Below are 25689 nucleotides of genomic sequence, written 5' to 3' on the forward strand. Positions count from 1 at the left end.
GTTACCCAGCGGGCTCGTCGGGAATCCTTTCGTGCACCGTCAGCAGCAAATGGTCGAACTGATTTTGCGCGGCGGGCGCCGGGGCCATCAGCGTCGTCACTTCGTTCAGCAGTTGCTTCGCCAACGAGCGCAGCTTCACATTGGTCTCCTGCGAACGCCACTGCAGCACGCGAAAGGCTTGCTCGGCGCTGACCCGATAGACATACATCAGCACTCCCTTGGCCTGCTCGATGGCCGCACGATTCTCGAACAGGTCGGGCAGGGCGGCGTCGAGCACCTCTTGCCGGGCCTCGTCGAAGGTGTCGGTCAGATCGATGTAATAGCCGGAGGTGCCCACCACCGCGCCGGAGTCGTCCAGCATCCGGTCGGCCACCACGATCGCATCGTGCACGTTGCCCGCGGTGTCCAGGAACCGGTGCCGGCTGGAAAACGATTCCGCCGACTGCAGCGCGTAGTCGAGCACCTCCTGGACGTGCGCGCGGTCTTCGGGATGCTTGTGCGATAGCAGCAGTTTCGTCGTCGGCTCCACGGCCCCCGGTTCGTAGCCGTGCATCCTGGCGACCTCGTCGGACCATTCCCAACGTTGACCGACGAACCAGAACCGGAAGGCGCCGACGTTCAAATGCCGGGCGGCCGCCTCGAATGCGCTGGTCGGCTGCTCGTGGTTGCCCGCGGGTTGCACGTTTGCATCCTGCCATCCGGTGGGTATCCCGGGCTACCGCTTGAGGGGGTAACGTCGCGTGCGGACCATCCACAAGACGCGGGAGCGCACGCCGAGTGCGCTGAGAGGACGGCTGGGGCCGTCGACCGTACGAACCTGACCGGGTAATGCCGGCGTAGGGAGATGACAAACATGACCGTCACCGTCGAGCCGTCCGTCACCACCGGCCCCATCGCGGGCAGCAGCAAGGCCTACCGCGAGCTGGACGGGGTGCCCGGCGCGCGCGTCCCGTTCCGGCGGGTCAACCTGTCGACCGGAGACCACTTCGACCTGTATGACACGTCCGGGCCCTACACCGATCCCGACGCGGTGATCGACCTGGCGGCCGGCCTGCCGCCGCGGCCCGGGGTGGTGCGCGACCGCGGAACGCAGCTGCAGCGCGCCCGCGCCGGCGAGATCACCGCCGAGATGGCGTACATCGCCGCCCGCGAGGAGCTGCCCGCCGAACTGGTGCGCGACGAGGTCGCCCGCGGCCGGGCGGTGATCCCGGCCAACCACAACCATCCCGAGAGCGAGCCGATGATCATCGGCAAGGCGTTCGCGGTCAAGGTCAACGCCAACATCGGCAACTCGGCGGTGACGTCGTCGATCGCCGAGGAGGTCGACAAGATGGTGTGGGCCACCCGCTGGGGTGCCGACACCATCATGGACCTGTCCACCGGCAAGAACATCCACGAAACCCGCGAATGGATCCTGCGCAACTCCCCGGTGCCGGTCGGCACGGTGCCGATCTATCAGGCGCTGGAGAAGGTGAAGGGCGACCCGACGGAACTGACGTGGGAGATCTACCGCGACACCGTGATCGAGCAGTGCGAGCAGGGCGTGGACTACATGACCGTGCACGCCGGCGTGCTGCTGCGGTACGTGCCGCTGACCGCCAAGCGGGTCACCGGCATCGTGTCGCGCGGCGGGTCGATCATGGCCGCCTGGTGCCTGGCGCATCACCGGGAGTCGTTCCTCTACACCAACTTCGAGGAACTCTGCGACATCTTCGCACGCTACGACGTCACCTTCTCACTCGGCGACGGGCTGCGCCCCGGCTCGATCGCCGACGCCAACGACGCCGCGCAGTTCGCCGAGCTGCGCACCCTGGGCGAGCTGACCAAGATCGCGAAAGCCCATGGCGCACAGGTGATGATCGAGGGCCCCGGGCACATCCCGATGCACAAGATCGTCGAGAATGTCCGGCTGGAAGAGGAGCTGTGCGAGGAGGCCCCGTTCTACACACTGGGCCCGCTGGCCACCGACATCGCGCCGGCCTACGACCACATCACCTCGGCGATCGGCGCGGCCATCATCGCCCAGGCCGGCACCGCGATGCTGTGCTACGTCACCCCGAAGGAACACCTCGGGCTGCCGGACCGCAAGGACGTCAAGGACGGGGTGATCGCCTACAAGATCGCCGCCCACTCGGCCGACCTGGCCAAGGGGCACCCCCGCGCCCAGCAGCGCGACGACGCGTTGAGCACGGCGCGCTTCGAGTTCCGCTGGAACGACCAGTTCGCGCTGTCGCTGGATCCCGACACGGCGCGGGAATACCACGACGAGACCCTGCCGGCCGAACCCGCCAAGACCGCACACTTCTGCTCGATGTGCGGGCCGAAGTTCTGCTCGATGCGAATCACGCAGGATGTGCGCGACTTTGCCGCCAAGCACGGGCTCGAGACCGAAGAGGACATCGAGGCCATGATGAGCGAGGGTATGGCCGAGAAGTCGCGCGAGTTCGCCGAGCACGGCAACCGGGTGTACCTGCCGATCACGCAGTGAGTGACCCGCGCTTGAGCCTGCCGCTTCCGCCGCCGGGCACCGCGCCGCTGCGCGTGCTGACCATCGCCGGATCGGACTCGGGGGGCGGCGCGGGCATCCAGGCCGACATGCGCACCATGGCGCTGCTCGGCGTGCACGCCTGCGTCGCGGTCACCGCGGTCACCATCCAGAACACCCTGGGCGTCAGCGGGTTTCACGAGGTGCCCGGCGACGTGGTGGCCGCCCAGATCGAGGCCGTGGTCGCCGACATCGGCATCCACGCCGCCAAGACCGGGATGCTGGCGTCGTCGGACATCATCGCGGCGGTGGCCGCCGCCTGGCGCCGGCTGGGTCTGACGGTCCCGCTTGTCGTCGACCCGGTCTGCGCGTCCATGCACGGCGACGCCCTGCTGGCGCCGTCCGCGCTGGATTCGCTTCGCGGCCAACTGTTTCCGCTGGCGGCGCTGGTGACACCGAACCTGGACGAGGTGCGGCTGCTCGTCGATATCGACGTCGTCGACCCGGCATCGCAGCGCGCGGCGGCCAAGGCGCTGCACGCGCTCGGGCCGCGATGGGTGTTGGTCAAGGGCGGTCACCTGCGGTCGTCGGACCGCAGCTGTGACCTGCTCTATGACGGCGCGGACTTCCACGAGTTCGACTCGGAACGTTTGCCCACCGGCAACGACCACGGCGGCGGTGACACGCTCGCGAGCGCGGTCGCCTGCGCGCTGGCACACGGCTTCACGATGCCGGACGCGGTCGGCTTCGGAAAGCGTTGGGTCACCGAATGTTTGCGCGCCTCCTATCCCCTGGGCCATGGGCACGGCCCCGTCTCGCCCCTGTTCAGGCTCGCATGAGCCTGGACCAAATCGCCGGTGTGGCACACGAACCCGGGGGATCCCCCACCGGTGTCGTTGTCCTTACCCACGGCGCCGGTGGCGACCGGGATTCACTATTGCTGCGACAGGTTTGCGACGAATGGGCGCGCCGCGGCTGGCTCGCCGTGCGATACAACCTGCCGTACCGCCGGCGCCGGCCCAAGGGTCCGCCGTCCGGTTCGGCGGCCGGCGACCGCGCCGGCATCGTCGAGGCGATCACGGTGTGCCGCGGCCTGTCCGGCGGCCCGCTGATCGCCGGCGGGCATTCCTACGGCGGCCGGCAAGCCTCCATGGTGGTCGCCTCCGGGGAGATCGGGGTGGACCTGCTTGCCCTGTTCTCCTACCCGGTGCACCCGCCGGGCAAGCCCGAGCGGCCGCGCACCGAGCACCTGCCCGACATCCGCGTGCCCACCGTGTTCACCCACGGAACGTCGGATCCATTCGGCACGCCGGGAGAGCTGCGCGAGGCCGCGGCGCTGATCGCCGCGCCGACCGAGGTCGTCGAGATCACCGGCGCGCGCCACGATCTGCGCTCGAAGACCCTCGACGTGCCGGCGCTGGCGGTCGACGCGGCGCTGCGGCTGCTTGCCTGAAGGGATCGCCCATGTTGGAAAAGCTTCGCCGAGTGCTCGAGTACCGACTCAGCATCGCCCAGCTGATGGCGATCGGGATCATCCTCGGCACCCCCTACCTGCTGGTGGGCACCATCTGGTCGACGACCCACACCGAGCATCTGCACCAGATGCAGGGCGTCGACCTGGCGGTGTCCTTCCTCGGGTCGATCGTGTCGTGGCCGGTGCTGCTCTTCGCCAACGTCTGCATGACCTGATAGACAGTTAAGACTGGACAGTTTCAACTGTCTAATCTAGGCTGGGGTCATGGACGGCATCGGAGACTCCGCCGTGGTGGCCGCCCGCGATCTGCGGGTGTTGTTCAGCCGGTTGCGACGCCGGTTGCGAAGCCTCGGGGTCGACGACGACCTGACGCCGTCCCAGACCGCGGTGCTCACCCGCCTCTGGAAAGAGGGAGCGTCGTCGGCCAGCGCCCTGGCCGGTGCCGAGCGGGTGCGTCCGCAGTCGATGGCCACCATCGTGGCCGCGCTCGAGCAACGCGGGCTCATCGCGCGCGCTCCCGACCCCGAAGACGGCCGGCGCCAGGTGGTTTCGTTGACCGCCGCGGGCCGGAGGCGCGCCGAGAGCGATCGTCAAGTGCGCGAGGAGTGGCTGGCACGCGCCATCCAGGAGCGGTATTCCGAGCGGGAACGCCGCACCATTCTCGATGCGCTATCGCTGCTCGAGCGTCTGACCGAGTCATGAGAGGGGAATCGCTGCAATGGAATTGGGTGTGCACTTCATCGATTTTCTGCCGGGGAATCCGGCAAGCCTAGGCCCGACGCTGGCCGACGCGGCCAAGGCCGCCGAGCAGGGCGGCGCCGCGCTGTTCACGCTCGCCGACCACTTCTTCCAGATGGAAAACGTCGGGCGAGCGGAGGATCCGTTCCTGGAAGGCTACACGTCGCTGGGCTTTCTGGCCGGACAGACCTCGACCATCGAGCTGGCCCTGCTGGTCACCGGGGTCACCTATCGCCATCCCGGCGTGCTCGCGAAAACGGTTACCACACTGGACGTGCTGTCGCAGGGTCGGTCGATGCTGGGCCTCGGCGCGGCATGGTACGACCGCGAACACATCGCGCTCGGGATTCCGTACCCGCCGCTGCGCGAGCGGTTCGAAATGGTGGAGGAGACGCTACAGATCTGCCGGCAGATGTGGAGCGACGACGCCGGGCCGTACCACGGCAAGCACTACCAGCTGGCCGAGACGATCTGTGTGCCGCAACCGATTCGGCGGCCGCCGATCCTGATCGGGGGTGACGGCGAGAAGAAGACGCTGCGGCTGGTGGCGCAGTACGCCGACATCTGGAACAGCACGACGAGCGATGTCGACCAACTCGCGCACAAGGTCGAGGTCCTCAACCGGCACTGCGAAGCGGTGGGCAGGGATCCGCGCGAGATCCGCAAGACGGTCGGCCTTTTCGTCGATCCCTTTGCGGACACCGCAGGGTTCCTCAAGACGGTGCAACGCTGCGCCGAGTTGGGCATCGGAATGATCAACCTCGGCCCCTTTCCCGGAAACCCCGACCCTGTCGGTTTCATCCGCCGCCTCGGCGACGAGGTGGTTCCCAGGATTGCCGAAATCGCCTGAGCCTAGCCCGGGTACCGCGAATAGCAGGCGTCCATGTTGCCTGTGACGCCGCCGCGGAAGGCGTCGATCCGGGTGAACCCGGCCGGGACGCTGACGCCGTCCGCGTCGCTGGCGACCAGGTGGTTGGTGAGCAGGCCGGAGACGGCCTCGTCGAGGTCGCCGGCGGTCAGCACCAGCTGCTTCTGGGAGGGCAGTTCGATCGGTTCGGCCATCTTGCGGTGCACGACACCGGTCAGGCAGGCGGTGCGCAGTGCGGTCCAGGGGCTCTGCATGGCCAGCCCGCGATCGTGTTGCACGGCCAACGCGTACCTCGACATCACCATCGACAGGGCGGTGTCGTCGCCCTGCGGCAGCGTGCGTTCACTCTCGGCGGCCACCTGACCCGCCTTCGCCAGTCCGGGGAGGTCGACCGCGATGGTGTTGGTGGCCGGGCAGTAGGACGCCGGCGGGCTGGGCCTGGCGTCCGGGCAACCGGCGGGTTGATAGGACAGCGTCGGCGGATTCTTCGGGGAGAAGATCTTTCCCAGCAGCTCCATGAGCGTCGATAGGGTGTCTTCGTTGATGGGGACCTCTCCGGTCTCCGGGTCCCCGCTGTTGTCGAGCCGCAGGGCGGTCGGCAGGTCGCCGCGGCGCTGCTCGATCTCCTGTTTGTTGATGCGCGCGCACGCCGAGGCGCCATCGATGAAGCCCATCTGGAACGCGCTGATCCGATCCAGGGCCGACCCGTGCTCGTCGTCGTTTTGGGTGTCGGCGTCCATGACCGGGTCGCGGGTGGTGATGATGCCGGCCAGCACGTGGTCGAGCCCGTCGGCGGTGCTCAGCGTGAAGCGGGGCGATTTCCCGTCGGCCACCCAATACAGGTAGACCCCGGCGAAGCAATCGGCCTGCTGCTCGCGAACGATGGTCGGGTCTTTTCTCGTCACGAGTTTGGCCATCTGCTGCAAGGCGTGCCCGAATTCGTGCGCCAGCACGCCGTTGACGGACATGTCGCCGAAATAGCGCTGCGCGACGGCCATGAACACCTTGCGATCCCAGGCGATCAAGTTGCAGCGGGCGGTGAAGAAGGCGTTGACGAGCTTATAGGTGTCGTTAAAACAAACGATGGGGCTGCGCGGATCCTCGGAGTCGTAGGACACCATCTTCTCGACCGGAACGAAAGTCCCTTTCAGCGATTCGCTGTAGACCGACTTCCAGTACTCCTCGATGTCGTTGATCGAGAGCAACGACAGCTTGTCGATCGGCCCGTTGTCGGTGTTGAGCACCTTGCCGGTGGGGCTCGGCGCGTTCGACCGGATTCCGCTGGGCCCGTTGGTCGCCGGCAGGCCGCCCACCCGGAACGGATCGTTGAGCATCGACAGAGCGCGCCCGTCGACGAAGGTGGTGCACCCGGCCACCACCAGTACCGCCCCGGCGCAGGCGACTGCCGCCTTCAGACGTCGACTCGGCCCGCGCTTGTCCATGAACGACCTCATCCCGACCGGGCTGCACGGCAGCATCAAAGGGACCTCATTCTAAATCCCCTGGCAAACTCTGACAGCAGAAATGTAGGTTGGGTTACCCCTTGCGAAACGTCAACGGGCGGGAGGGTATTCGGGACGCGAATGCCGGTGCCTAAAAGGGCGGCGGTTCGTCCTCGTCGGGTGGTGCCGGCGGGGGCAGGGCGCCTTGGGTGGCTCGCCGCGTTTGGCGGTTGTGCCGGCGTTCGGCGGCGATACGGGTGGCACGGTCTTGGGCGCGGGTGCGGGCGCGCAGTGGCATCATCGCCGTTGGTTCGGCGCAGCGATCGGTTGTCGCCGCTGATGTCGGCGGGTCGCCGGTGGGCGCACACAGGCTCGGGAACAGCAGCGCGCTGCCCGGGGTGGTGATGTAGGTGTGCCCGTCGGGTAGGCGCCAGATGACGGTTCCATCAGGCAGCTGTTCGTCGTGCCAGCTCCAGAACGTCTTGAGCAAATGGTGAAGCCGGCACAAACATTTCAGGTTCGACGGGTGCGTGGCGCCGCCGTCGGCGTAGGGGATCGTATGGTCGAGATCGCACTGGACGGCCGGCCGCTCGCAGCCCGGGGCGCGGCAGGTCAGATCCCGGCACCGCACGAACTCGGCCAGCTTGGCCGAGGGGCGATAACCCGGCTCGGGCGCCCCGTTCGGCGCGCTCACCGGGACCAGGCGCGCCGAGCGGGCCAGGTCGGCGATCAGCTCGGCCGGGATGAGGCCCTCAACCCCGGGCAGGATGCCCGGGTTGGAGCCGCTGCCCTCGACGGCGCCTTGGTCGGCGACCACATGGATGACCACATTGCTTGCCGGCGCGGGTTCGCCCGCCATGGGGCACCGGTCCGCTCCGCAGCCACACACCAGCCGCGCGGCCCCGGCCGCCAGCGCCGCGAGCGCATCGGCGCGGCGCTGCCTTTGGGTGCGCGGATCGGCGTCGCACACGCTGCCCGCCAACTCATCAAGCCGGCGGTCCAGCGCCTGCCCGACGGGGGCAAACAACCTGCCCTCCATCCACGCCATCCCCGAAGAATCCGCGACCAGATCGACGTAACGGTCCTCTACGGCCTTGGCCGCGCGCCGCAGCGCGTCGCAATCAGCCCTGGCCACCACCCGGTCCACCGCGGCCGCCAGCCCAGCGCGGGTCAGCGACGGACGCCGCGACACCAGCACCGCCACCCGGGCATCCACCTTGGCCAACACGTCAGGGTCGGTGATCAGATCGGTGCGAAACACAATCGTCTGGAACGCCCGATAATCGATGTCGCCCGCCGCGAACGCCTTGCCCACCTGCGGCAGCCGCTCGCGCAGCGCCATCGCATAACGCAAATACCCGTGCGCCCTGGCCACGCTGCAGCTCAGCGCGGCTCCCACCTGCGCGGCCACCGCTTCCCACGCGTCGGCGGCCCAATCGGGCCGCTCGCCGGAATCGCGGCAACGCAGCACCAACAACTCACCGACGGCCGCCAACCGCTGCGCGGCCGCCCGAGCCTCGGCCCGACCCGCGTCACGCACCCGATCCAGCAACGCCGCCGACTCCGGCGTGGACTGCGACGCCAATGCGTATTCGAACATACATTCGATATTACCCGGGTGGGCCGACAACCAGCTAAGGCACTCGCGTGCGGTGCCGCTTGTCGTGCGGCGGCACGCCGTTGACGCCGCCGATCGACTCCGCGTAGGTGCCCACCGCGAACGCCACGCCAGAACCCATGATCGCCAACGCTTCCCGGTTGACAGCGTCGACGGTGTCGCGCGGGCCCTGGAAGTTGGGGTCGAACGGGACGCCGGCCTGGCCGCCCCACAGTCGCGCCTGCACGGTCGTTTTCGGCTGCGAGGCGCCGGTGGTCATGCCGCCGATCGGCACGCCCGCGACCATGAAGGGGTGGTAGTCGGTCCTGGTGCCCAGCGGCATGTCGGCGGGCCGCTTCCCGGCCAGGTTCAGGTAACCGCCAAGCGTGCGCTCGATGCCGGCGGAACCGTCGGGCACATCGCCGAAGGCGATCCCGGGCGAGGGCGGACCGGACTGGTCGCCGTCGTCGGTGAAGAAGCCGGCGTTCGGCGATCCGAGCACGGTGAAGTCCAGATACATCGCGATGTCGTTGAGTTGGCTGCCGTCCATGCCGAACACGTAGTCGGTAACGCCGTTGAGCCCGTCCTCGTCGGCTCCCCAGAACACGAACCGCACAGCGTTGTTCACGGGAGCCAACGGGCCCAGCTGCAGCGCCGTCTCCAGCACGGCGGCCACGCCGGTCCCGTTGTCGTTGATGCCCGGACCATCACGCGGGCCGTCGAGATGCGCGCCAACCACGATCGCCTCGTGCGGCGAGCCGGTTTGGGTCTGCGCCAGCACGTTTCGCGAGCTGACCTTGATGTTCTCGGCGTCCAGCACCAGGCGTATCGGCGCGGTCTCGCGCTCCAGCGCGGGGGCGCCGTAAGCACCGACGACGGCGACCGGGACGGTCAGTTGCTTGAAATGCCCGGGCACGAAGAGGCCTGGCGGAGCCCCCTGCCCGCTGGGCGCGCTGAGCACGATGAGCGCCGCCGCGCCCTTGGCCAGCGCGCTGTTCTGCTTGTCGACCACCGAGCAGCCCGAGTCGTCGACGACCGCGATCGCCCCTTTGGGCACCGCGGCCGGGTAATCGCCGACGGCGCAGCCGGACGGTCGCGTCGGGTGGACCGGCGTCCCGGTGAGTCCGCCGGGGGGCGTCCGGACCAGCAGCGACGCCTGGTCGACCTGGTAGGTGCGGCCGGCCACCGTGAGCGCGGGCTTACCGGGCGAGACGTTGTACAGCCGGTCGAACTGCGGGGTGGATACGTTGAAACCCCTGTCCCGCAATGCCTTTGCCACGTAATCAACGCTGGCGTCATAGCCGGGCGTGCCGTCCGCGCGATTTCCGCGGTTGGCGTTGGCCACGTTCTGCAGCGCGCGCAGGTGGGTGACCAGCCGGTCCGCGGTGACCTTCTGAGCCAGTCCGCGAGCGAGGTCGGGCGCCGCCGCCGGCGGTGCGGGGCGCGGCGAAGCGCATGCCGCCACCAGCCCCATCACGATGAGCGCGGCGGCCAGCGGGCGCATCATGGCTTGGCGAGCACGTGACGCGTGCGATCCGCCAGCGCCGCAACGCCGTTGCGGCCGCCGAGGTCCTGCGCGTACAGGGCCACCGCGTAGGCGACACCGGCGCCGTTGATGCCCAGCGACGTGCGGTCGATGTGGTCGAGGGTGTCGGTTTTCTGGTGATAGTTGGGATCGAACGGCTGGTCGGCGGCCCCGCCCCACAGCTTGGCCTGCTCGGCGGACTTCTTCAGCTCCGCACCCGAGAACAGGCCGCCCGCCGGGATACCGGCCAGCGTGAATCCGTCGTAATCCGAACGGCCGTCGAACGAGGTGTCCTGGGCGGTCTTGCCGGCCGACTTCAGGTAGGCGACCAGCGTGCGCTCAATGCCGGCCGAGCCCTCCGGCACCACCGGCTGGCCGCGCGCGTCCATCGGCAGCGACTGGTCCCCGTCATAGGTGAAGTAACCGGGGTTGGGCGACGCGAGCATGTCGAAGTTCAGGTACAGCGCAATGTCTTTGAGCCCGTCGAGGTTCAGCGACTCCACGTAGTTGCGCGAGCCGATCAGTCCGAGCTCCTCGGCGCCCCAGAAGCCGAACCGCACCGCGTTGTGCACCTGCGGCGAATTCCCCAGCTGCACCGCGGTTTCCAGGACGGCGGCCACGCCGGACCCGTTGTCGTTGATGCCGGGCCCCTCGGGCACGCTGTCCAGGTGCGCGCCCGCCATCACCACGTCGGTGGCGGACCCGGTCTTGGTCTGCGCAATCACGTTGCGGGCCTTGAAGGTTTGTACGCTCGCGTTGAGCGTGATCGTGGTCGGCCCCGGCTGTGCGCGCAGCTGGAACCCGATGGACTTGGTGACGCTCAGCACCGGGATCTTCACCTCGGTGTCGGCCCCGAGGGTGCCGCCCATCTGTTGCTCGTCGACGTTGTCGGCGACGATCATCGCGACGGCACCGCGCTGCGCGGCGGAGTTCTCCTTCTGGGCAAACGGGCAGGTGCCGCGGTCCACCAGCACCACGGCGCCCTGCGCCCGCAGCCCATCGAAATCGGAGGGCTTGCAGCCCGGGTCGTCGCCCGGGGGTACCGGCACCAGTGGCCCGCTCACCCCGTCGGGCGGGGTGCCGAGGCTGAACTCCAACGCGCGGGACTCGACGGCCGCCCCGCCGACCGTCAACGCCGGCTTGTCGCCGTGGAATACCCGGGCCGAGAACTCGGGCGTCTGCACGTCGAAACCGCTGTTGCGCAACGTGTTAACCACATACTCGACGCTGGCCTCGTAGCCCGGGGTGCCCACGGCGCGGGTGCCGTTGTTGGCGTTGGCGATGTCCTGGAGTTTCGACAGGTGCGCCATCATCGCGTCCGCCGTGACCTTGTCGTGCAAGGCCGTGGCGAACTGGGCCGCGGCCGGGTTGGCGCTAGCCTGCTCCGAGTCGGCGCAGCGATGCGAGCAGCCGGCCAGGGAGGCGGTCAGGGCGAGGACGCCAAGCACCGCCGGGATCGTCCGCGATTTTTTTACCATCGCGCCCAAGGTTAGACATACAGCGCGGTGAATGGCGCAAAAGGAATGTTGCGGACCACGAACCAAACCGCCACCAGGACCAGCGTCAGCATCGCGGCCCAGCGCTGGTGCTGCCAGCCCCTGACCCGCCGGCCGGTCACCCGGCCGTAGGTCCACGCCCCATACGCCCACACCAGCAGCACCAGGGCCACCAAGCCCAGCGCGTTGAACCGGGCCGCCGCCGCCACGTTGCCGTGCATCAGCGAATACAACATCCGCGCGCTGCCGCATCCCGGGCAGTCGATGCCCAGCAGGGCCTTGGTGGGACACACCGGCAGCGGTCCGCCCGGCGTGGTGGGATCGCCCACCCAGGTGGCGGCGCACACCAACGTCGCCGACGCGGCCACCAGGAGCGGCGCCCCGAGGGCGGACCGCACCGGCCGTTGGCGCGTTACCACGAGCGTCCGCGCTTAGAACATCGCGGAAATCATGGCCGCGCTGGTGTTGTCCGCGTTCGTACTGACCGCCACCGTGTAGATGATGGCGACGACAACCCAGACGACCCAGATGATGACCGACCAGATGACCCACTTGCGGGCGCTGGCGGCGGCCGCCTGCGCCTCCGCGTGCAAACCCTGCGCCCACATCCCGTTAACCTGGGCGGCCTTCACGATCGCGACGATCCCGGTGATGGGAAAGCAGAATATCGTCGCCAAAATCGCCCACACCAAGTAGTTATTCGGCGCTTGCCCGGCGGGCTGTTGCGGCGGGTATCCCGGTGGCGGTGGTGGCTGTGTCATGGATTCTCCAGTCGCGGGGAGTTAGCTGGCGTGAAGCGGTGCCTACCCTACCCGAGCAGTGCCGGGACGGCACCACCTCGGCGAAATTCGTTGTTTGCGTGAACGGCGCGCGCGGCGCGAATGCGCCGGACGGACACGAAATAGGCTGGCCGTGAACCGCTTTGCCGCGCGGGCCGGACCGGCCGGCCGTGGGCGAAAAGATGCCCAAACAGACAATTTCCAGCGGAATGTGTTGCATGGACAGGACATAGCCCTACGATCCCTTTAGCGGAAGCATTGTTTCCGGTGGGCGACGCAACCGTTAGGAGCCAAGGATGCCTCATCTCAGCAAGGCGCTGCGAGCCGCGACGGTCGCAGCGCTCGCGGGCGGCCTCGCGTTGGCCGGGGCCGCCCTGGCGGCGGCGGACCCCGCCAACACCGGCAACTCTGCGGACATCAACACGCTGGCCGCCTCGCTGTCCAAGGGCTACGGCCTGAACAACTGCACGGCCGGGAACATCAACGCCGGCGAACTGGCGGTGCTCACCTGCGGGCAAAACCCCGACCCCAGCGGCCCGGTTCAGGCAAGGTACCTGCTGCTGAACAACGCCGACAGCCTGGCCGGCTCGTTCAAGACGAGCATCAAGGACGACGTGCTGACGGCCTGCGGGGACAGCGGCCCGTCGCCCACGACCTGGCACCAGGGCAGTAACAACGCCAACTCGGGATCGGTGGCGTGCGGCACCTACCAGAATGCCGCCGAGGTCATCTGGACCACGGATTCCAAGAACGTGCTGAGCCTCATCCGCGGATCCAACTCCGACGTCGCGGCGCTCTACCAGTGGTGGCGCGCGAACGGCTGACATTAACCATTGGGCCGCAACATTTTTCGCGGGATCGGCCCGAAAGATGCTCGGGTTCCTTGATTTTCCCCCACAATGAAGGAGTTCAGAATGTCCCCTCTCACCAACGCGCTGCGGGCCGTGACGGCTTTGGCGCTCATGGGCGGTTCCGCCCTCGTCGGGGCGGTCACGGCGACCGCTGACCCCGGCACCGGCAGCTCGGCTGACATCAACACCCTGGCCGGTTCGCTGTCCAAGGGCTACGGCCTCAACAATTGCCAACCGGCGCAGTTGTCGGGTCCCGTTCTGGCCGAGCTCGATTGCGGGCAAAATCCCGATTCCAGCGGACCGGCCGCCGGGGTCTACCAACTCTTCAACAACAGCAGCGATTTGGCCGCCGCGTTCACCTCTGGCATCAACGGCGTATCGCTGAGCGCGTGCGGCGACAACGGTCAGTCGCCGGGCACGTGGCACCAGGGCAGTTCGGGTGCGACGGCGGGTCAGGTGGCGTGCGGAACCTACAAGAACGCCGCGGTCATCACCTGGACCACCGACGCCAAGAACGTGTTGAGCCACATCCGGGCGTCCAACACCGATGTCAACGCGCTGTACCAGTGGTGGCGCACCAACGGCTAAGGAGTCAGATGGTGTCTCGCCTCACCACCGCGCTGTGCCGGGCGTCGGTGGCCGCAGCGCTCGTCGGCGGCTTCGCGCTCGCCGGTGCCGCCACGTCGGCCGCGGACCCGAACACCGGCAGCGCGTCGGACGTCAACACCCTGGCCGGGTCGCTGTCCAAGGGCTACGGCCTCAACAATTGCAAATCGCAACCCCTGACGGAAAAGGGTGAAATCGCCGAGCTGCAGTGCGGGGAAAGCCCCGACTCCAGCGGACCGGCCGCCGCCCAATACGGCCTGTTCGCCAGCGGCGCCGATGCGGCCGCCACGTTCGCCAACGCCGTCAAAGACGGAACCATGACCGCATGCGGGAGCGACATCGCTCAATCGCCCGGGTCGTGGTCGCAAAACGGACAGACCGGTGGAAAGCTGGCGTGCGAAACCCACCAGAACCTCGCGGCGGTCACCTGGACCACCGACAGCAAAAACCTGGTGGGCCAAATCATCGGGCGCAACGGTGACGTCAACGCGCTCTACCAGTGGTGGCGCGCCAACGGCTGATCTACAGTTGCGCGGCAACCAAATCCGCGACCGCGCGCATCCCGGCGCCGTTGGGGTGCAGCGGGGCCGGCCGGCCCGGTAGCGGGACACCGTATCGCGCGGGCGTCGTGGTCCACGGTTCGGCCGACCACGCGTGGTGGGGTCGGCTGGCCTCCGCGGCGCCGACGATCTCGCATCCGGTCGCGGCGGCCGCGTCGGCCGTGACGCGCTCGAGCGTCGCGGCCACGTGCCGGCCCAGGTCGGCATCCGCTTGCGGCAGCGGCGGGGCCGGCGCGCCCTCGGGCGGCAGGATCGTCAGGTAGTCGACGAAGAGCACCCGGGCGCGCGGGGCGCCCCGGCGCAACGCGGTGCCCACCGCACACAGCGAATCGAAAACGTCGGCCAGCGCCCGATCGCGCGTGTCGCGGTCCAGCAGTTCGGAAATGCGCCCGCCGAGCAGCGGCAGTCCGCGGACCGCCCGTGGCAGCGCGGCGGCCATCAACAGCGGCACGTAGCCGACGTCGTTGCCGCCGATGGTCACCGTGACCACGCTCTCCGAGCCGTCCAGCGCGGCGATCTGCGGCGGCCTGCCGTGCTGGCGTTCGGAGAGCACGTGGGCGGTGGTGGCGCCGGAGAAGGTGACGTCGACCAGTTCGAGGTCCAGCCGTTCGGCGACCAGGTGCGCATAGTTGCGGGCCGATCGGCCCGACCACCGCGGCGCCCCCGCCGCACGGGGCCGGATGCCGGGGCCGGCGGCCATCGAACTGCCCAGCGCGACATAGCGCTTCATCGCTCGGGGCTGGACGCCTGCGCCCAGAACCGCTTCGGGATCCGCCCGGCGCGCCGCGCCAGATGCCCGGCGGTGACGGCGGCGGCCATCGCCGCGGCCATGGCCGGCGGGTCGGCGGCGCGGGTCACCGCGGTGGCCAAAAGAACCGCATCGCAACCCAATTCCATCGCCAGCGCGGCATCGCTGGCGGTGCCGATGCCCGCATCGAGCACCACCGGGACGCCGGCCCGCGCGACGATCATCTCGATGTTGTGCGGGTTGGTGATGCCCAGGCCGGTGCCGATCGGGGCGCCCAGCGGCATCACCGCCGCGCAGCCGACGTCTTCCAGGCGACGGGCCAGCGCCGGGTCGTCGTTGGTGTAGGGCAAGACGACGAACCCGTCGTCGACCAGTTGCTCTGCTGCCCGGACCAACTCGACCGCGTCGGGCAGCAGCGTGCGCTCGTCGGCGATCACCTCGAGCTTGACCCAGTTGGTGTTCAGCGCCTCGCGGGCCAGCTGCGCGGTGAGCACCGCCTCGGCGGCGCCGCGGCACCCCGCGGTGTTGGGCAGCGGCGTGATGCCCAGCCGGTTGAGCAGGTCCAGCAGCCCCGTCCCGCTCTCGGTGTCCACCCGCCGGATCGCGACGGTCGTCAGCTCGGTCCCCGACGCGATCAGCGCCTCCTCGAGCACGGCCAGGTTCGTCGCTCCCCCGGTCCCCATGATGAGCCGCGAGGCGAAGCTGCGATCGGCGATCGCCAGTTTGGAATCAGCCACCTTGCACCGCCGTCACCACCTCGAGTCGGGCACCGTCGAATAGCGTTGTGGCCCACTGCGAACGCGGCAACACCGTCAGGTCCATCGCCACCGCGATGCCCCGGTCGGGAAAGCCCAGCGACTCCAGCAACGCGGCGACGGTGGTCCGTTCGTCGACCTCGACCCGTTGCTCGTTGACCGTGACGATCATGCGCGGGCTCCGACCGGGAGGAGTTCGGACACAATCTGTTCGGCGGTCCACGGCGCCAGCAGGAACCCGGATCGGCCGTGGCCGGCGGCGACAAGGGTGCGCGCGTCCAGGCGTTGCACGAGGGGCAGGTTGTCGGGCGTCATCGGGCGCAGCCCGGCCGCGCACTCGGCCAGTTCGTACTCCCCCAGCGCCGGCAGCACCGCGCACGCGTCGTCGAGCAGGTCACGCACCCCCGACACCACCGGCGCGGTGTCGCGCCCGTGCTCGTATTGGGTGGCGCCGACGACCACCCCGTCCGGGCGCGGCACCAGGTATACCTGGCGTCCGTGCACGCGGGCGCGAATCACCCTGCCCAGCAACGGCATACATCCCTTTCGCCAGCGCAGCCGCAGCACCTCGCCCTTGACCGGTCGCACCGGCAGGCCGGGCCACAGCGTGGACGCGTCGATGCCGTTGGCGATCACCACCGCGTCGGCCTCCACACGCGCGAGGTCGCTCACCGGCCCGGCCCACCGCACCCCCAGGCGCTCGCATGCCGCGCTCAGCGCGTCCAGCACCGCGCGGTTGTCCACGGCCAGCTCGGTAGGCGCCCGGAAACCATGCCGGATGCCCTGGGCCAGCAGGGGTTCCACGTCGCGCGCGGCCGACTCCCAGACCACCGCGTGCCCCTGCTGCGACAACCAGTCGGCGACGGTGCGCAGGTCCGCGACGTCGGCCCGGTCCACGGCCACCACCAGCGACTCGCGGGCGGTGACCACCCCCGGCGGCAGCCCGTCCAGATAGCCGCCCTCGCGCCACAGCCGCAGCGATTCCAGGCCCAGCCGCAACAACCGCTCCTCGCCCGGCCAGCCCTCACTGTGCGGGGCGAGCATGCCGCCCGCGACCCACGACGCGCCCGCGTCGCCGGTGCGATGCACCCGCACCGACCAGCCGGCCTGCGCGGCCCGGCGCGCCACCGACAACCCGATGACCCCGTTGCCCACCACGGCGAGTGAATGTGGCATCTGCTGCTCCCTTCGCCGGCATGACCCGGATCAGGTGTGACGGTAAGGGCAGGTCCAGTTGTTCTGGCTGTGCCCACTCTCAGCCCCGCCGGTAACCCGGGGCTCCCGTGCTCTACGGGGTCCACGCTAGCGCGATACCGTCGCGCTGTGCACCAACCGGCTGCCCGTCTCGCCGCGGCGAGGCTGTACCTGTGTACCGACGCCCGCCGCGAGCTGGGCGACCTGGCCGACTTCGTCGACGCCGCCCTGGCCGGCGGGGTGGACATCGTCCAGCTGCGCGACAAGGGGTCGGCCGGTGAGCGGCGGTTCGGTCCGCTCGAGGCGCGCGACGAGCTCGCCGCGTGCGAGATCCTCGCCGAGGCGGCCCGCCGCCACGGCGCCCTGTTCGCGGTCAACGACCGCGCCGACATCGCCCGCGCGTCCGGCGCCGACGTGCTGCACCTGGGCCAACGCGACCTGCCGCTGGGCGTGGCGCGCGAGATCGTCGGGCCGGACACGATCATCGGGCTGTCCAGCCACGACCCCGACCAGGCGGCGGCGGCCGCCGCGTCCGGGGCCGACTACTTCTGCGTCGGGCCGTGCTGGCCGACCCCGACGAAGCCGGGTCGCCCCGCCCCGGGCCTGGGATTGGTGCAAGCGGCCGCCGCGCTGGCCACCGACACGCCGTGGTTCGCGATCGGCGGCATCGACGCCGAGCGGCTGCCCGACGTGCTCGACGCCGGCGCGCGGCGCATCGTGGTGGTGCGGGCCATCACCGCGGCCGCCGACCCGCGTGCGGCCGCCGAACGGCTCAGGTCGGCGCTTGCAGCAGCGAGCTGACCCGGCGGCTCAGCTGCGACGGCTCCTGGTCGGCCTCACCCGGCATGCACCACACGAAGACCCCGGCCTCGATTTCGAGCGTGCGCGGCAGGTGTCGGCGCCGTTCGTCGCCGCGCTCCAGCGGCACCAACGCCGGCGCGGTGCGCAGCCGCTGCCAGCTCGCCGCGAAACCGGGATGCAGCGGCAGGTTGGCCACCTCGCTCTCGGCGACCCAGCGCATTTCGGCGCTTTCCCGGTTGGGCACGGTCTGCAGCAACTCGCCCGCATCGGCGACGACGGTGGTGTAGCTCCAGCGGGTGCCGCCGATGCCCGAAACCTCGGCGGTGACGACCGTGGCCCGGACCGAGACCAGGTCGGCCGGCAGGCCGGCCTCCTCGTGCGCCTCGCGGACCGCGGTTTGCTCGGGGGTCTCGTGGCTGTCGCGGGCGCCGCCGGGCAAACCCCACGTGCCGCCCTGGTGGCTCCACACCGCCCGATGCTGCAGCAGCACGGCGGGCGTACCGTCGGGCCCGGGGGCGCGCAACAAGAGGCCGGCCGCGCCGTAGCGGCCCCAGTAATGGGCGCCGCTGTCGGATACCACCCATCCGTCACCGTCGCCGTGCACGAGATCAGGATATGCAGGCGATCCGCCCGGTCAATCGGGTCGCCTCCCCCCATCCGGGCGAACATTCTCTTAGAATTCGCTTATTCGGGTTCGTGCGGCGAAATTTGGGGCCGAAAGATGAGGGCTGAGCAGACGTGACGGTTGAGCTGGCGCACCCGTCGACCGAGCCGAAGGGGTCGCGGTCGCCGGCCGAACCGGCCCACCCCCGCTGGTGGTTCATCTCCACCACGCCGGGGCGGATCCTGACCATCGGGATCGTGCTCGCCGCGCTCGGCGTCTCCAGCGCCTTCGCCACCTCGACGACGATCAACCACCGCCAGCAAGTGCTATCCACGGTGCTCAACCACACCGAGCCCCTGTCGTTCGCCGCCGGACGGCTCTACACGACGCTGTCGGTGGCCGACGCGGCGGCGGCAACCGCGTTCATCGCGCAGGCCGAGCCGCGGCCGGTCCGGCAACGCTACGAGCAGGCCATCACCGACGCCGCGGTGGCCGTGACCCGGGCGTCGAGCGGGCTGACCGACGAACCGCTGGTGCAGTTGCTGGGCCGGCTCAACGCCGAATTGGCGGTCTACACCGGGCTGATCGAAATCGCGCGGACCAACAACCGGGAGGGCAACCCGGTCGGGTCGTCGTACCTGTCGGAGGCCTCGGGGCTGATGCAGTCGAGGATCCTGCCGGACGCCGCGCAGCTGTACCAGGCGACGTCGGAGCGGGTGGACAGCGAGACCACGGCCTCCACGCATTTCCCGGCCCCCGTGATCCTCGTCGTCGCCAGCACGGTGGTGTTCGGCGCGTTCTCCCATCGCTGGCTGGCCCGGCGCACCAGGCGCCGGATCAACCCGGGCCTGGTGGTGGGCGCCCTGGGTATCCTCGTCATGGTGGTATGGGTCGGGACCGCGCTAACCATCTCGACGACCGCGAGTCGTAGCGCCAAGGACACCGCCGCGGAATCGCTCAGGACGGTGACCAACGTCGCCATCACCGCGCAGCAGGCGCGGGCCGACGAGACGCTGTCGCTGATCCGCCGCGGCGACGAAGAGATGCGCAAGCAGTCGTTCTACGACCGCATCGAGTCCATGCACTCCCAGCTCGAGCAGTACCTGTCGCGCAGCGACGCCGTCGACAAGCCCGACCTGCAGGGCGCCGATCAGCTGCTGCTGCGCTGGCGGCAGGCGAACGACAGGATCAACTCCTACATCTCGGTGGGCAACTACCGGGCGGCCACCCAGGTCGCGCTGGGCAGCGGCGAGGACGACTCGACCCCGGCCTTCGACAAGCTCGAGGACGAGTTGGGCAAGGCCATGGACCAGAGCCGCACCCACCTGCGCAACGACGTGCTCAACGCGCGCAGCGGGCTGTCGGGCGCCCAGGTGGGCGGCGTCGTGCTCAGCCTCGGCGCCGCGATCGCCGTCGCGCTGGGCCTGTGGCCCCGGCTGAAGGAGTATCGATGATGGCGCGCCTGCGCGCCTGTCTCGGGGCATTCGCCGCGGCCGTCACGCTGGCGGGCTGCGGCCACACCGAAACGCTGACCGTGGCCACCGTGCCGACGCTGCCGCCGCCCACGCCGGTCGGCATGGAGCAGCTGCCGCCGCAGCCGCCGGTGCCGCCCGACGACCCCAGCCAGGGCTGCAACGCGACGGCCAGCCTGCGGCCGTTCGGGACCAAGGCCGAGGCCGACGCCGCCGTCGCCGACATCCGCGCCCGCGGCAGGCTGATCGTCGGGCTCGACATCGGCAGCAACCTGTTCAGCTTCCGCGACCCGATCACCGGCGAAATCACCGGCTTCGACGTCGACATCGCCGGCGAGATCGCGCGCGACATCTTCGGCGCGCCCTCGCACGTCGAGTACCGGATCCTGTCGGCCGACGAGCGCGTCACCGCGCTGCAGCGCTCGGAGGTCGACGTCGTGGTCAAGACCATGACCATCACCTGCGATCGGCGCAAGCTGGTCAACTTCTCCACCGTCTACCTCGACGCCAACCAGCGCATCCTGGCCCCGCGGGACTCGCCGATCGCCAAGGTGGCCGACCTGTCCGGCAAGCGCGTCTGCGTGGCCCGGGGCACCACGTCGCTGCACCGGATCCAGCAGATCGACCCGCCGCCGGTCGTGGTGTCGGTGGTGAACTGGGCCGACTGCCTGGTGGCCATGCAGCAGCGGGAGATCGACGCCGTCAGCACCGACGACTCGATCCTGGCCGGGCTGGTGGAGGAGGACCCCTACCTGCACATCGTGGGGCCGAACATGGCCACCCAGCCCTACGGCATCGGCGTCAACCTGAACAACACCGGCCTGGTCCGGTTCGTCAACGGCACGCTGGAACGCATCCGCCGCGACGGCACGTGGAACACGTTGTACCGCAAGTGGTTGACGGTTCTCGGCCCCGCGCCCGCCCCGCCGGCGCCGAGGTACGTGGACTGATGGCCGAGACCCACTACGAGGATTCCGAAGACCAGCCGCCCGAGGCGCAGACCGGCTCCCAGGCGCTTTCGGAGGGGGTGTCGCGGCCGCAGGCCACCCAGGCCCTGTTCCGTCCCGACTTCGACGACGATGACGACGACTTCCTCGTCCCCGGGATCGACACCGACGTGCCGGAACGGATGACGGTGGCCACGCGGGTGCTCCCGCCGACGCGGCAGCTCGGCGGTGGCCTGGTCGAGATCCCGCGGGTGCGGGACATCGATCCGCTCGAGGCCCTGATGACCAACCCGGTGGTGCCCGAGTCCAAGCGCTTCTGCTGGAACTGCGGGAAGCCGGTCGGCCGGTCGAGCGCCGAGAGCAAGGGCGAGTCGGAGGGCTGGTGTCCGTCCTGCGGCAGCCCGTATTCGTTCCTGCCGCAACTGAATCCGGGAGACATCGTCGCCGGGCAGTACGAGGTCAAGGGCTGCATCGCGCACGGCGGGCTGGGCTGGGTCTACCTCGCGCTCGACCACAACGTCAACGACCGCCCGGTGGTGCTCAAGGGCTTGGTGCATTCCGGTGACGCCGAGGCGCAGGCCATCGCCATGGCCGAGCGCCAGTTCCTGGCCGAGGTGGTTCACCCGCAGATCGTGCAGATCTTCAACTTCGTCGAGCACACGGACGCCCACGGGGCCCCGGTCGGCTACATCGTCATGGAGTACATCGGCGGCCAGTCGCTCAAGCGGGCCCTCAAGGACGGCAAATCCGAGAAGCTGCCCGTCGCCGAGGCGATCGCCTACCTGCTGGAGATCCTGCCCGCGCTGACCTACCTGCACTCCATCGGCCTGGTCTACAACGACCTGAAGCCGGAGAACATCATGCTCACCGAGGAGCAACTCAAGCTCATCGACCTGGGCGCGGTGTCGCGGATCAATTCGTTCGGATACCTTTACGGCACACCGGGTTTCCAGGCGCCGGAGATCGTGCGGACCGGCCCGACGATCGCCACCGACATCTACACGGTGGGGCGCACGCTGGCGGCGCTGACGCTGAACCTGCGCACCCGCAACGGCCGCTATGTGGACGGCCTCCCGGACGACGATCCGGTGCTGAAGAACTACGACTCGTTCGGCCGGCTGCTGCGCCGCGCCACCGATCCGGATCCGCGCCGCCGGTTCTCCACCGCCGACGAGATGTCCGCCCAATTGATGGGCGTGCTGCGCGAGGTGGTCGCCCAGGACACCGGGATACCGAGACCCGGTCTGTCGACGGTCTTTTCGCCGAGCCGCTCGACGTTCGGGGTGGACCTGCTCGTCGCGCACACCGACGTGTACCTGGACGGGCAGGTGCACTCGGAGAGGCTGACCGCCCGGGAGATCGTGACCGCGCTGCCGGTGCCACTGGTCGACCCGGCCGACGTCGCGGCGCCCGTGCTGCAGGCGACGGTGCTGTCCCAGCCGGTGCAGACGCTGGACTCGTTGCGCGCGGCCCGCCACGGCTCGCTGGACGCCGACGGCATCGAGGTGGCCGAATCGATCGAGCTGCCGCTGATGGAGGTCCGCGCGCTGCTGGACCTCGGCGACGTGGCCAAGGCCACCCGCAAGCTCGACGACCTTGCCGAGCGGGTCGGCTGGCGATGGCGGTTGGTCTGGTACCGGGCCGTGGCCGAGCTGCTCACCGGCGACTACGACTCCGCCACAAAGCATTTCACCGAGGTGCTGGACACCTTCCCCGGCGAGCTCGCCCCCAAGCTGGCGCTGGCCGCCACGGCCGAGCTCGCCGGCAACACCGACGACCACAAGTTCTACCAAACCGTGTGGAAGACCAACGACGGGGTGATCTCCGCGGCTTTCGGCCTCGCCAGATCCCTGTCGGCCGAAGGCGATCGCGAGGCCGCGGTGAGCACCCTGGACGAAGTGCCGCCCACCTCAAGGCATTTCACCACCGCGCGGCTGACCAGCGCGGTGACGCTGATGTCCGGCCGGTCGGCGGCCGAAATCACCGAGGAGCAGATCCGCGACGCGGCCCGCCGCGTGGAGGCGCTGCCGCCGACCGAACCGCGCGTGCTGCAGATCCGCGCCCTGGTGCTCGGCGGCGCGATGGACTGGCTGCAGGACAACGAGGCCAGCACCAACCACATCCTCGGCTTCCCGTTTACCGAGCACGGCCTGCGGCTGGGTGTCGAAGCGTCGTTGCGCAGCCTGGCCCGCGTCGCGCCCACGCAACGGCACCGCTACACGCTGGTGGACATGGCGAACAGGGTGCGTCCGACGAGCACGTTCTGATGTGCGCCGCGTGTGCGTCCAGGGCTTTGCGTGTGCGTCCAGGGCTTTGCGTGTGCGTCCAGGGCGGGAAAATCGCCCAGATCCCGCCGCCAGCTCACGCCCGAAGCCCCCAGCGCACACTCGACTCCTCTAACGCGGAGCGGACCCGGTGGATGATGTTGGCGGGGCGGTCCTCGGCGACGACCCGAACGATGATCCACCCCATTTGCTCGAGCATCTGGGTGCGCCGAATGTCTTTGACGAATTGCCGTCGGTCGGTTCGATGCTGATCGCCGTCGTATTCGACCGCGACCATCTGCTCCCCCCAGCCGAGATCGAGATACGCGATGGGGATCCCGTCGACACCGAGCACCGGGACCTGGGTCTGCGGACGCGGAAGCCCTGCATCAATCAGCAGCAGGCGCAGGTAGCTCTCCCTCGGAGACGCGGCTCCGGGGTCGACCAGTTCCAGCGCGGCCTCCAGTCGCCGCAGGCCGGGCGAGTACGGGTGGCGCTTCGCGATGCCCAGCACGTCGTCGACCTTGAAACCCGTTGCCCGCGCGAGCGCGTCCAGCCGGACGACCGCCGAGCGGATGGCCCCGCGCCGGCCGATGTCGAAGGCCGTCCGCTCGGGTGTGGTCACGGTGCGCCCGTCCATGACCTGCGTCTCGCCTTCGAGCAGGGCATCGCGCCGCGTCAGCACGCCGCGAGGCGGACGGGCGTTGGCGTGATTGACCTCGATCGGAACATCGTCGGGAATCCACTGGGACTTGTGCAACGCCGCGGCGGCCGCGCCTACGATCGTCGCCCTCCGCCCCGACCACAGCCACGCGGCGAAAATCCGCCTCTCCAGTGACAGCTGGGCGTCGCGCGACACGTACACGTTCGGGAAGACGGCACGATAGCGTGTCCGCAGTTGATGGCGGCTCAACGCACCCGACGCCAATGCCTCGCTGCCGATAAACGGTTCCCCCGGTTCCATGCCGGAACGGTCGCACGCCGATCACAGTCCGCGTCCCCCGCCATCCACAGGCCAGTCGAGTGTGAACTGGCGGCGTTGCGTGTGCGCTCAGGGCGGGAAAATCGCGGAAATCCCGCCACCAGTTCACGCGCAAAGCCGTGGGTACACACACAGCGAAAACATAGGTTCGTGTCGCACAGTTATAGCCATGCCGGGGGAGTCGACACGGTGGATCAGCACCGCCCGCGGGCTGCGTCGGGCCGGGTTCGGGGTGAGCGGACCCGAGGTCGACGCGGCCGTGGCCCGGGACTGGCCGAGCCACGTCGACGCCATGCTGAGCACCAACCCCGACGCGGACCCGGGCGCGATCGCCACCCCGATGCCCTCCCTGGAGGCACCGCGAGCCCCCGGCAAGGGCGCGACGCCGGCGGCGCGCAAGCAATACAACGGTCAGCTTTCCGAGCAACAGCGCGTGCTGTTCGACTGGTGGCTGAGCCGCATGGTCAGCGTTGGCCAGCCGATCCACGAGAAGTTGACGTTGTTGTGGCACAACCACTTTGCTACCTCCGCGCAGAAGGTGCGGGTGGCGGCGTACATGGCCGCGCAGAACCAGAAGCTGCGCGCCGGAGCGCTGGGCGACTTCCGCGCGCTGGCCTACGCGATGCTGACCGACGCCGCGATGTTGCGCTGGCTGGACGGCCAGACCAATACGGCCAAGGCCCCCAACGAGAACCTCGCCCGTGAATTCATGGAGCTGTTCGCGCTCGGCCACGGCAACGGCTACACCGAGGACGACGTGCGCGCCGGCGCGCGGGCCCTGACGGGATGGGAGATCGGCGCCAACGGACAAACGGCGGTGCTCCCCAAACGCCATGACCCGGGCACCAAGACGTTGTTCGGCCGGACCCAGAACTTCGACGCCGCCGGATTTTGCGACGCGGTGCTGAGCCAGCCCAAGTCGGCGGAGTACGTCGCGGGGCGCTTGTGGCAGCAAGTGGCTTCGGACGACCCGCCCTCGGCGCAGGCGCTCGGTCGCCTGGTCGCCGCGTACGGCCCGCGACGCGACCTGCGGGCGCTGACCCGGGCGATCCTCACCGACGACGAATTCACCTCGGGCCCAGGCGCCCGAAACAGCAGAGTCAACACTCCCGTCGAATGGCTGGTCGGCGTGATGCGTGCGCTGCGCGTGCCGCCGGCGACGCCCGCGCACCGCAAACTCGCCGAGGCGACGCTGCGCGGGCTGGGGCAGCGGCCGTTCTACCCACCGAGCGTCGGCGGATGGCCGCGCGGCCAGGTGTGGCTGTCCACCGCGAGCGCGCAGACCCGGCTTCGCGCCGCGACCCGGCTGGCTCAGGTCGGCGACCTGTCGGGCGTCGAAAGCGCCGCCCCGGGCGACCGCATCGACGCCGTCGGCTACCTGATCGGGGTGGGGGCCTGGTCGGATCGCACCGCCGATGCGCTGCAGCCCCTGGTGCGCAGACCGCCCCAGTTGGTCGCCGCCGCCGTCAACTCTCCCGAATACCTGACCTCCTGAGGGACA

At 69.5% G+C, this 25689-nt stretch carries 27 protein-coding genes and 2 riboswitches; of the genes, 14 read left to right on the plus strand and 13 right to left on the minus strand.

Going from position 1 to position 25689, the window contains the following annotated elements; genetic code table 11:
- Position 1 precedes the first annotated feature (1 nt).
- The gene (locus tag MTAB308_RS13215; protein ID WP_077099818.1) at positions 2 to 682 is read right to left on the minus strand and encodes a PAS and ANTAR domain-containing protein; all 681 of its coding nucleotides are present in this window, start codon (positions 680 to 682) and stop codon (positions 2 to 4) included.
- A gap of 68 nt (positions 683 to 750) precedes the next feature.
- A riboswitch (TPP riboswitch) is annotated at positions 751 to 860 on the plus strand.
- Here MTAB308_RS13215 and thiC point away from each other — a divergent pair.
- The 6 genes from thiC (at position 854) to MTAB308_RS13245 (ending at position 5547) form a co-directional block, all read left to right on the plus strand.
- Positions 854 to 2488, plus strand: a complete 1635-nt coding sequence (thiC, locus tag MTAB308_RS13220; protein ID WP_077100173.1) for a phosphomethylpyrimidine synthase ThiC — start codon at positions 854 to 856, stop codon at positions 2486 to 2488. (Overlaps the previous riboswitch by 7 nt.)
- An 11-nt stretch (positions 2489 to 2499) precedes the next feature.
- Positions 2500 to 3324, plus strand: coding sequence for a bifunctional hydroxymethylpyrimidine kinase/phosphomethylpyrimidine kinase (gene thiD, locus MTAB308_RS13225; RefSeq protein WP_077100174.1), 825 nt, complete (start codon positions 2500 to 2502; stop codon positions 3322 to 3324).
- Entirely contained in the window at positions 3321 to 3938 is a 618-nt protein-coding gene (locus MTAB308_RS13230; protein WP_077099819.1) for an alpha/beta hydrolase family protein, read from the plus strand. Before thiD ends, MTAB308_RS13230 begins: the two co-directional genes overlap by 4 nt.
- Positions 3939 to 3949: 11 nt before the next feature.
- Positions 3950 to 4174: a hypothetical protein gene (locus MTAB308_RS13235; RefSeq protein WP_077099820.1), complete on the plus strand. Its 225-nt coding sequence runs from the start codon at positions 3950 to 3952 to the stop codon at positions 4172 to 4174.
- Positions 4175 to 4223: 49 nt separating this feature from the next.
- A complete protein-coding gene (locus MTAB308_RS13240; RefSeq protein ID WP_077099821.1) occupies positions 4224 to 4661 on the plus strand; it encodes a MarR family winged helix-turn-helix transcriptional regulator in 438 nt (145 codons plus the stop codon).
- A 16-nt stretch (positions 4662 to 4677) separates the two neighbouring features.
- On the plus strand, positions 4678 to 5547 hold the full coding sequence (locus tag MTAB308_RS13245) for an LLM class F420-dependent oxidoreductase (RefSeq protein WP_077099822.1): 870 nt from the start codon (positions 4678 to 4680) through the stop codon (positions 5545 to 5547).
- A gap of 2 nt (positions 5548 to 5549) precedes the next feature.
- Here MTAB308_RS13245 and MTAB308_RS13250 read toward each other — a convergent pair whose 3' ends face one another.
- The 6 genes from MTAB308_RS13250 to MTAB308_RS13275 all read right to left on the minus strand — a co-directional run bounded on the left by MTAB308_RS13250 (position 5550) and on the right by MTAB308_RS13275 (position 12386).
- Positions 5550 to 7019 carry a neutral zinc metallopeptidase gene (locus MTAB308_RS13250; protein ID WP_425436270.1) on the minus strand — a complete coding sequence of 490 codons (1470 nt, stop codon included), beginning with the start codon at positions 7017 to 7019 and terminating at the stop codon, positions 5550 to 5552.
- Positions 7020 to 7158: 139 nt separating this feature from the next.
- On the minus strand, positions 7159 to 8607 hold the full coding sequence (locus MTAB308_RS13255) for an HNH endonuclease signature motif containing protein (RefSeq protein ID WP_077099823.1): 1449 nt from the start codon (positions 8605 to 8607) through the stop codon (positions 7159 to 7161).
- 34 nt (positions 8608 to 8641) lie between these two features.
- Positions 8642 to 10111 (minus strand): M28 family peptidase, encoded by a 1470-nt coding sequence (locus tag MTAB308_RS13260; RefSeq protein ID WP_077099824.1) that lies wholly within the window; start codon positions 10109 to 10111, stop codon positions 8642 to 8644.
- Positions 10108 to 11607 (minus strand): M28 family metallopeptidase, encoded by a 1500-nt coding sequence (locus MTAB308_RS13265; RefSeq protein ID WP_077100176.1) that lies wholly within the window; start codon positions 11605 to 11607, stop codon positions 10108 to 10110. Before MTAB308_RS13265 ends, MTAB308_RS13260 begins: the two co-directional genes overlap by 4 nt.
- Before the next feature lie 11 nt (positions 11608 to 11618).
- A complete protein-coding gene (locus MTAB308_RS13270) occupies positions 11619 to 12044 on the minus strand; it encodes a DUF2752 domain-containing protein (RefSeq protein ID WP_077099825.1) in 426 nt (141 codons plus the stop codon).
- A gap of 12 nt (positions 12045 to 12056) precedes the next feature.
- Positions 12057 to 12386, minus strand: a complete 330-nt coding sequence (locus MTAB308_RS13275; protein ID WP_077099826.1) for a CD225/dispanin family protein — start codon at positions 12384 to 12386, stop codon at positions 12057 to 12059.
- Positions 12387 to 12700: 314 nt separating this feature from the next.
- Here MTAB308_RS13275 and MTAB308_RS13280 point away from each other — a divergent pair, with 314 nt between their 5' ends.
- The 3 genes from MTAB308_RS13280 (at position 12701) to MTAB308_RS13290 (ending at position 14382) form a co-directional block, all read left to right on the plus strand.
- Positions 12701 to 13228 carry a serine/threonine protein kinase gene (locus MTAB308_RS13280; protein WP_077099827.1) on the plus strand — a complete coding sequence of 176 codons (528 nt, stop codon included), beginning with the start codon at positions 12701 to 12703 and terminating at the stop codon, positions 13226 to 13228.
- Between the two features lie 90 nt (positions 13229 to 13318).
- On the plus strand, positions 13319 to 13843 hold the full coding sequence (locus MTAB308_RS13285) for a serine/threonine protein kinase (protein ID WP_077100177.1): 525 nt from the start codon (positions 13319 to 13321) through the stop codon (positions 13841 to 13843).
- Positions 13844 to 13854: 11 nt separating this feature from the next.
- Complete coding sequence (locus MTAB308_RS13290) at positions 13855 to 14382, plus strand: serine/threonine protein kinase (protein ID WP_077100178.1); 528 nt, start codon at positions 13855 to 13857, stop codon at positions 14380 to 14382.
- Between the two features lies 1 nt (position 14383).
- Here MTAB308_RS13290 and MTAB308_RS13295 read toward each other — a convergent pair whose 3' ends face one another.
- The 4 genes from MTAB308_RS13295 to thiO all read right to left on the minus strand — a co-directional run bounded on the left by MTAB308_RS13295 (position 14384) and on the right by thiO (position 17100).
- Positions 14384 to 15151 (minus strand): SGNH/GDSL hydrolase family protein, encoded by a 768-nt coding sequence (locus MTAB308_RS13295; protein ID WP_077099828.1) that lies wholly within the window; start codon positions 15149 to 15151, stop codon positions 14384 to 14386.
- Positions 15148 to 15906, minus strand: a complete 759-nt coding sequence (thiG, locus tag MTAB308_RS13300; protein WP_077099829.1) for a thiazole synthase — start codon at positions 15904 to 15906, stop codon at positions 15148 to 15150. The genes MTAB308_RS13295 and thiG overlap by 4 nt, the downstream gene beginning before the upstream one ends.
- On the minus strand, positions 15899 to 16096 hold the full coding sequence (gene thiS / locus MTAB308_RS13305) for a sulfur carrier protein ThiS (protein WP_077099830.1): 198 nt from the start codon (positions 16094 to 16096) through the stop codon (positions 15899 to 15901). Before thiS ends, thiG begins: the two co-directional genes overlap by 8 nt.
- On the minus strand, positions 16093 to 17100 hold the full coding sequence (gene thiO, locus MTAB308_RS13310; RefSeq protein WP_077100179.1) for a glycine oxidase ThiO: 1008 nt from the start codon (positions 17098 to 17100) through the stop codon (positions 16093 to 16095). The genes thiS and thiO overlap by 4 nt, the downstream gene beginning before the upstream one ends.
- Positions 17091 to 17219: riboswitch (TPP riboswitch) on the minus strand. It overlaps the preceding gene by 10 nt.
- A gap of 28 nt (positions 17220 to 17247) precedes the next feature.
- On the opposite strand from thiO, the gene thiE reads away from it, so the two are divergent.
- Positions 17248 to 17919 (plus strand): thiamine phosphate synthase, encoded by a 672-nt coding sequence (thiE, locus tag MTAB308_RS13315; protein ID WP_077099831.1) that lies wholly within the window; start codon positions 17248 to 17250, stop codon positions 17917 to 17919.
- Here the strand turns inward: thiE and MTAB308_RS13320 are convergent.
- Entirely contained in the window at positions 17891 to 18523 is a 633-nt protein-coding gene (locus MTAB308_RS13320) for an NUDIX hydrolase (protein ID WP_077099832.1), read from the minus strand. The two genes, thiE and MTAB308_RS13320, sit on opposite strands and share 29 nt — an antisense overlap.
- A gap of 134 nt (positions 18524 to 18657) precedes the next feature.
- On the opposite strand from MTAB308_RS13320, the gene glnX reads away from it, so the two are divergent.
- Genes glnX through MTAB308_RS13335 form a run of 3 tightly spaced genes read left to right on the plus strand, consistent with a single transcriptional unit; the run spans position 18658 to position 23209 of the window.
- Positions 18658 to 19977, plus strand: coding sequence for a protein kinase G-activating protein GlnX (glnX, locus tag MTAB308_RS13325; RefSeq protein ID WP_077099833.1), 1320 nt, complete (start codon positions 18658 to 18660; stop codon positions 19975 to 19977).
- Positions 19974 to 20945, plus strand: coding sequence for a glutamate ABC transporter substrate-binding protein (locus MTAB308_RS13330; RefSeq protein WP_083746519.1), 972 nt, complete (start codon positions 19974 to 19976; stop codon positions 20943 to 20945). Before glnX ends, MTAB308_RS13330 begins: the two co-directional genes overlap by 4 nt.
- Complete coding sequence (locus MTAB308_RS13335) at positions 20945 to 23209, plus strand: serine/threonine-protein kinase PknG (protein ID WP_077099835.1); 2265 nt, start codon at positions 20945 to 20947, stop codon at positions 23207 to 23209. Before MTAB308_RS13330 ends, MTAB308_RS13335 begins: the two co-directional genes overlap by 1 nt.
- 94 nt (positions 23210 to 23303) lie before the next feature.
- Here MTAB308_RS13335 and MTAB308_RS13340 read toward each other — a convergent pair whose 3' ends face one another.
- Positions 23304 to 24170, minus strand: coding sequence for a DUF559 domain-containing protein (locus tag MTAB308_RS13340; RefSeq protein WP_077099836.1), 867 nt, complete (start codon positions 24168 to 24170; stop codon positions 23304 to 23306).
- A 187-nt stretch (positions 24171 to 24357) separates the two neighbouring features.
- Here MTAB308_RS13340 and MTAB308_RS13345 point away from each other — a divergent pair, with 187 nt between their 5' ends.
- Positions 24358 to 25683 carry a DUF1800 domain-containing protein gene (locus MTAB308_RS13345; protein WP_077099837.1) on the plus strand — a complete coding sequence of 442 codons (1326 nt, stop codon included), beginning with the start codon at positions 24358 to 24360 and terminating at the stop codon, positions 25681 to 25683.
- Positions 25684 to 25689 lie beyond the last annotated feature (6 nt).

Source organism: Mycobacterium terramassiliense, assembly GCF_900157385.1.
Taxonomy (GTDB): Bacteria; Actinomycetota; Actinomycetes; order Mycobacteriales; family Mycobacteriaceae; genus Mycobacterium; species Mycobacterium terramassiliense.

Excerpts from the sequence above, each read along its gene's own strand:
- MTAB308_RS13280 (WP_077099827.1), top strand. The coding sequence starts at position 12,701 with ATGCCTCATCTCAGCAAGGCGCTGCGAGCCGCGACGGTCGCAGCGCTC.
- MTAB308_RS13285 (WP_077100177.1), top strand. The coding sequence starts at position 13,319 with ATGTCCCCTCTCACCAACGCGCTGCGGGCCGTGACGGCTTTGGCGCTC.
- MTAB308_RS13340 (WP_077099836.1), bottom strand. The coding sequence starts at position 24,170 with ATGGAACCGGGGGAACCGTTTATCGGCAGCGAGGCATTGGCGTCGGGT.
- MTAB308_RS13265 (WP_077100176.1), bottom strand. The coding sequence starts at position 11,607 with ATGGTAAAAAAATCGCGGACGATCCCGGCGGTGCTTGGCGTCCTCGCC.
- MTAB308_RS13240 (WP_077099821.1), top strand. The coding sequence starts at position 4,224 with ATGGACGGCATCGGAGACTCCGCCGTGGTGGCCGCCCGCGATCTGCGG.
- MTAB308_RS13295 (WP_077099828.1), bottom strand. The coding sequence starts at position 15,151 with ATGAAGCGCTATGTCGCGCTGGGCAGTTCGATGGCCGCCGGCCCCGGC.
- MTAB308_RS13260 (WP_077099824.1), bottom strand. The coding sequence starts at position 10,111 with ATGATGCGCCCGCTGGCCGCCGCGCTCATCGTGATGGGGCTGGTGGCG.
- MTAB308_RS13235 (WP_077099820.1), top strand. The coding sequence starts at position 3,950 with ATGTTGGAAAAGCTTCGCCGAGTGCTCGAGTACCGACTCAGCATCGCC.
- thiO (WP_077100179.1), bottom strand. The coding sequence starts at position 17,100 with ATGCCACATTCACTCGCCGTGGTGGGCAACGGGGTCATCGGGTTGTCG.
- MTAB308_RS13250 (WP_425436270.1), bottom strand. The coding sequence starts at position 7,019 with ATGAGGTCGTTCATGGACAAGCGCGGGCCGAGTCGACGTCTGAAGGCG.
- thiS (WP_077099830.1), bottom strand. The coding sequence starts at position 16,096 with ATGATCGTCACGGTCAACGAGCAACGGGTCGAGGTCGACGAACGGACC.
- MTAB308_RS13230 (WP_077099819.1), top strand. The coding sequence starts at position 3,321 with ATGAGCCTGGACCAAATCGCCGGTGTGGCACACGAACCCGGGGGATCC.
- MTAB308_RS13335 (WP_077099835.1), top strand. The coding sequence starts at position 20,945 with ATGGCCGAGACCCACTACGAGGATTCCGAAGACCAGCCGCCCGAGGCG.
- thiC (WP_077100173.1), top strand. The coding sequence starts at position 854 with ATGACCGTCACCGTCGAGCCGTCCGTCACCACCGGCCCCATCGCGGGC.
- MTAB308_RS13345 (WP_077099837.1), top strand. The coding sequence starts at position 24,358 with ATGCCGGGGGAGTCGACACGGTGGATCAGCACCGCCCGCGGGCTGCGT.
- MTAB308_RS13255 (WP_077099823.1), bottom strand. The coding sequence starts at position 8,607 with ATGTTCGAATACGCATTGGCGTCGCAGTCCACGCCGGAGTCGGCGGCG.
- MTAB308_RS13275 (WP_077099826.1), bottom strand. The coding sequence starts at position 12,386 with ATGACACAGCCACCACCGCCACCGGGATACCCGCCGCAACAGCCCGCC.
- MTAB308_RS13330 (WP_083746519.1), top strand. The coding sequence starts at position 19,974 with ATGATGGCGCGCCTGCGCGCCTGTCTCGGGGCATTCGCCGCGGCCGTC.
- MTAB308_RS13245 (WP_077099822.1), top strand. The coding sequence starts at position 4,678 with ATGGAATTGGGTGTGCACTTCATCGATTTTCTGCCGGGGAATCCGGCA.